Raw genomic sequence first — 4218 nt, 5'->3', positions numbered from 1 at the left:
ATCCTCGGTAACAAGCTCCTGCGTTACTCTACCTCCAGCATCTGACCGCCATGGATGGTGGGAATGTGTTATTTTTTATGGAAAAAAATAGACCATGCAGTCGTATTTTGAAAGCATCTAACGAAGCTTAAAGGACTTTGAAACCCGCCAGAATCTGAACTGACCAGATATTTAATGAGATTGGTATAATACTCGGCACGGTTATCATTATTGTAGAAACCATGTCCTTATTTTCTCCGTATTTTTTGAAATGGGTGTGTTTATGTGCAACAGTTGCAGGTTAATTATTCAGTTAAATTAAGCTGATATGATCTTTAGATGATGTAAGATATAGGGCCATATGACAATTTCATACAGCCCTAAATAGTTTAGCTTCTTAACAATTGTTGCTGAATGAAGGTCCATTGTTCATCAAAGTGCTGTGTCGGCTTTTGTTGAAACTCGCTGCGGACAAATTGTGAAATACGCCCTTCGACAAAGGCGAGCAATAAGTTGGCTAGTATGGCTTCTTCAATGTTAAAACCTACGCCTTCGCGTAAGGTTTTTTCACGTAGAATTTGCTTTATTTGGGTTTCTACTTTGGCAAATAATGCGCCAATTCTACTGCGTAAGCGTTCATTTTCACCGAGTAATGCATCGCCATTTAGTATTCGAGAAATACCTGGATTACGTTCAGAAAAAACCAATAAAAGTTGTAACACTAATTGGCAGCGGATCATCGTGTCTTTTTCTTCATCCATGATGATATTTAGACGTGACAATATCGCATCTTCTATAAATTCAATTAAGCCTTCGAACATTCGCGCTTTACTCGGAAAATGACGATACAATGCCGCTTCCGAAACACCCACTTCAGCAGCTAGCTTTGCGGTGGTAATGCGTTGGCCTGGACTGGTTTCGAGCATTTGTGCCAAGCATTGTAAAATATGCTCACGACGGTTTATTTTAGGGCTTTCAGCCATTATGGGTTCCTTGACTCAGTGACAACTTGGTGAGGTTATTTGGTGCCTGAGTGACCAAATCCGCCTTCTCCACGATCTGAGCTATTAAACTCATCCACTAAGGTAAATTTGGCTTGTACAACGGGTACAAACATCAATTGGGCTAAACGGTCGCCTATTTCGAGCGTGAATGGCTTATCACTTCGGTTCCAGCATGACACCATTAATTGGCCTTGGTAATCAGAGTCAATTAAGCCCACTAAGTTACCCAGTACGATGCCATGCTTATGGCCCATGCCTGATCTCGGTAAAATAACTGCTGCAAGGCTTGGGTCGGCCACATGAACGGCGATGCCGGTTGGAATTAATACGGTTTGGCCTGGTTCTATAACCATGGTGGTGTCGGTCATAGCACGTAAGTCCATGCCTGCACTACCGGGAGTAGCATAGGCTGGCAATGGAAATTCACTGCCAATACGCGAGTCGAGAATTTTTAGTTCAATGGGTGTTTTCATGATTTTTTTAGTTGTTGTTCTATCAATGTGAGTAATTGGCGCGCCAGAGTGAGTTTATCTGTTGCGGGCAGTTGTTGGCTGCCGTCTTGCCAAAAAACCTGTAATGCATTGCTATCGGCATTAAAGCCTAAGCCTTGAATAGAGACATTGTTAGCGGCAATCATATCAAGCTTTTTGCGTTGTAGTTTACCGCGAGCGTATTGCTCTACATCGTTCGTTTCAGCCGCAAAACCGACAGTGAAAGGTCGGATAGTGTGCTGAGCTACCGCGGCTAAGATATCAGGATTACGCACTAGTGCAAGCTGCATTTTTTCCGCTGACTTTTTGATTTTTTGTTGGGCAACATCGGCAATTCGATAATCTGCCACTGCGGCGCAACCAATAAAAATGTCATTTTGGTCTACGTGTTTCATCACGGCATCTAACATTTGTTGAGCTGAATCAACATCAATACGGGTGACGCCTGTTGGTGTGGTTAAATTAACTGGGCCAGACACTAATGTTACGTTGGCGCCCATCTCTGCCGCTGCTTGGGCTAAGGCAAAACCCATTTTACCAGAGCTGTGGTTAGAGATGTAACGTACAGGATCGATTGCTTCCCGTGTTGGGCCTGCAGTGATTAGTAAATGATGACCATTGAGTGTTTTAGGTGCAAAAAATTGGACGAGCTGCTCGGCAATGGCGACTGGTTCCTGCATACGGCCTGGACCAATTTCACCGCAAGCTTGGTTGCCTGAGGCCGGTTGCCAAATCACAAGACCTTTGCGGGCTAAATTCACCATGTTTTCTTGGGTGGCGATGTTTTGGTACATTTGTTGATTCATCGCTGGGCACACAATGATTGGAGCACTGGTGGCTAAGCAAGTGGTGGTGAGCAGTTCATCTGCCATACCGGCATTAATACGCGCCATTAAGTTAGCCGTAGCTGGGGCGAGTAGAACAACGTCAGCCCAACGTGCTAGCTCAATATGACCCATTGCAGCTTCTGCAGCTGGATCAAGCAAGTCTGATGCAACAGGATGGCCTGAGAGTGCTTGTATAGTAAGTGGTGTAATAAATTCCATAGCACTTTGGCTCATAATAACGCGCACATCGGCCCCACGCTCTTTTAAGCGGCGGATCAAATCTGCACTTTTATATGCGGCTATGCCGCCAGCAATTCCGAGTAATACTTTTTTATTTGTCAGCATGATGCACATTATCCGACTTAAATGTAATTGCGGCTAACAATATCACAAACCTGTGGCAAGTTGCGTAGATCCAATCTCAAAAATATCAACCATACTGTGTAATCAATTCGAACGTTATTTTTGAAATAGGCTGCAACTCATTATTTGCTAATGTTGTCGCGGTTGAGATCGTTACATTGAATATAAGGGACATTCATGGGAATTAAAGATTGGCCTCAAGGAGAAGGGCCGAGAGAGAAATTATTGCTCAAAGGTGCAGGACACCTTTCTGATGCTGAATTGCTCGCTGTGTTATTACGAAATGGTTTGGCAGGGCAAAATGCGGTGGATTTGGCTCGAGAGATGATAAATCAATTTGGCGGTTTGCGCAGTTTACTTGCAGCCTCAAAAGCTCAAGTATGTAAATTAGCCGGTGTTGGGCCAGTAAAATATGCTCAATTACAAGCCGCAGCTGAAATTTCTAAGCGAATTGCTCACGAAAATCTACAAAGAGGACAAATTTTGACAAATCCTGATTTAACTCGGGACTATTTAATGAGACAATTAGCAGACCGATCCTATGAAGTGTTCGCCTTACTATTGTTGGATACCCAACATAGAGTCATTCAATTTGTAGAATTATTTCGTGGTACCATCGATTCCGCTTCTGTTTATCCTCGCGAGGTTGTAAGCCTTGTGTTGGAGAAAAAAGCAGCTGCGGTGATAGTGTGTCACAATCACCCGTCTGGCATTGCAGAGCCAAGTCAGGCTGATCGGCGAATAACTGAGCGAATAAAAAATGCATTGGCAACCATAGATGTTTCTTTGTTAGATCATATGGTTGTAGGTGATCAGGAGATAGTCTCCTTTGCCGAGCGAGGATGGATTATATAAACACTGCTTGATCTTCTATGGTCAATCGTGTATAAAATGCGCCCTCTTTGTGCCTCGGGCGACGGCCATACGAGGCACATTAATGCTCGAGCGTTAAAAATTTGTTTTTGGAGAAGATTGACATGTCAAGAGTATGCCAAGTAACTGGCAAGAAGCCAATGGTTGGTAACAACCGTTCGCACGCTAAAAATTCGACTCGTCGTCGTTTTTTACCTAACCTACAAAACCACCGTTTTTGGTTAGAAGAAGAAAAACGCTTCGTACAACTACGTGTATCTACTAAAGGTATCCGTATTATCGATAAGAAAGGTATTGAAGTTGTTGTTAAAGAACTTCGTGCCCGTGGCGAGAAGGTATAATAGAAAATGGCTAAATCTAAAGGTAATCGTGAGAAGATCAAATTAGTATCTAGTGCTAAAACTGGTCACTTCTACACTACTGAAAAGAACAAGCGTAACATGCCTGAGAAAATGGAAATCAAGAAATTTGATCCAGTTATTCGTCAGCACGTTATTTATAAAGAAGCTAAAATCAAGTAATTGATTTTTGATTCTTAAAAAAGCCCCTTAATTGGTAATGCCGATCAGTTAAGCGGTAATGCTATAAAATCTGAACAGATCGGTTGACCGATCTTTTCAGTCTGCGAAAATCCGATAATCTTTATTATCGGATTTTTTTATGGAACTCTCTGAAGCCCTT

The 4218-nt window shown here is 42.7% G+C and carries 6 protein-coding genes; 3 read left to right on the top strand and 3 right to left on the bottom strand.

The genetic code is table 11. The features are described from left to right. Positions 1-368: 368 nt before the first annotated feature. The 3 genes from slmA to coaBC are packed head-to-tail and all read right to left on the bottom strand — an operon-like array spanning position 369 to position 2649. On the bottom strand, positions 369-962 hold the full coding sequence (gene slmA / locus ACWXWT_RS20020; protein WP_456043327.1) for a nucleoid occlusion factor SlmA: 594 nt from the start codon (positions 960-962) through the stop codon (positions 369-371). Between the two features lie 35 nt (positions 963-997). After that, positions 998-1456, bottom strand: a complete 459-nt coding sequence (gene dut, locus ACWXWT_RS20015; RefSeq protein ID WP_456043326.1) for a dUTP diphosphatase — start codon at positions 1454-1456, stop codon at positions 998-1000. Then, on the bottom strand, positions 1453-2649 hold the full coding sequence (gene coaBC / locus ACWXWT_RS20010) for a bifunctional phosphopantothenoylcysteine decarboxylase/phosphopantothenate--cysteine ligase CoaBC (RefSeq protein ID WP_456043328.1): 1197 nt from the start codon (positions 2647-2649) through the stop codon (positions 1453-1455). Before coaBC ends, dut begins: the two co-directional genes overlap by 4 nt. Positions 2650-2841: 192 nt before the next feature. Here coaBC and radC point away from each other — a divergent pair, with 192 nt between their 5' ends. From radC to rpmG, 3 genes are all read left to right on the top strand, one after another. Continuing rightward, a complete protein-coding gene (radC, locus tag ACWXWT_RS20005) occupies positions 2842-3519 on the top strand; it encodes a RadC family protein (protein ID WP_456043325.1) in 678 nt (225 codons plus the stop codon). A gap of 122 nt (positions 3520-3641) precedes the next feature. Next, positions 3642-3878, top strand: coding sequence for a 50S ribosomal protein L28 (gene rpmB, locus ACWXWT_RS20000; protein WP_055025225.1), 237 nt, complete (start codon positions 3642-3644; stop codon positions 3876-3878). A gap of 6 nt (positions 3879-3884) precedes the next feature. Then, the gene (rpmG, locus tag ACWXWT_RS19995) at positions 3885-4058 is read left to right on the top strand and encodes a 50S ribosomal protein L33 (protein ID WP_055025224.1); all 174 of its coding nucleotides are present in this window, start codon (positions 3885-3887) and stop codon (positions 4056-4058) included. Positions 4059-4218: the final 160 nt, after the last annotated feature.

It is taken from the genome of Shewanella sp. A22, from assembly GCF_053850585.1.
This window is presented reverse-complemented; position numbering and strand designations above follow the sequence as displayed.

Coding starts and splice junctions, on each gene's coding strand:
- slmA (WP_456043327.1), bottom strand. CDS start 962: ATGGCTGAAAGCCCTAAAATAAACCGTCGTGAGCATATTTTACAATGC.
- dut (WP_456043326.1), bottom strand. CDS start 1,456: ATGAAAACACCCATTGAACTAAAAATTCTCGACTCGCGTATTGGCAGT.
- radC (WP_456043325.1), top strand. CDS start 2,842: ATGGGAATTAAAGATTGGCCTCAAGGAGAAGGGCCGAGAGAGAAATTA.
- rpmB (WP_055025225.1), top strand. CDS start 3,642: ATGTCAAGAGTATGCCAAGTAACTGGCAAGAAGCCAATGGTTGGTAAC.
- rpmG (WP_055025224.1), top strand. CDS start 3,885: ATGGCTAAATCTAAAGGTAATCGTGAGAAGATCAAATTAGTATCTAGT.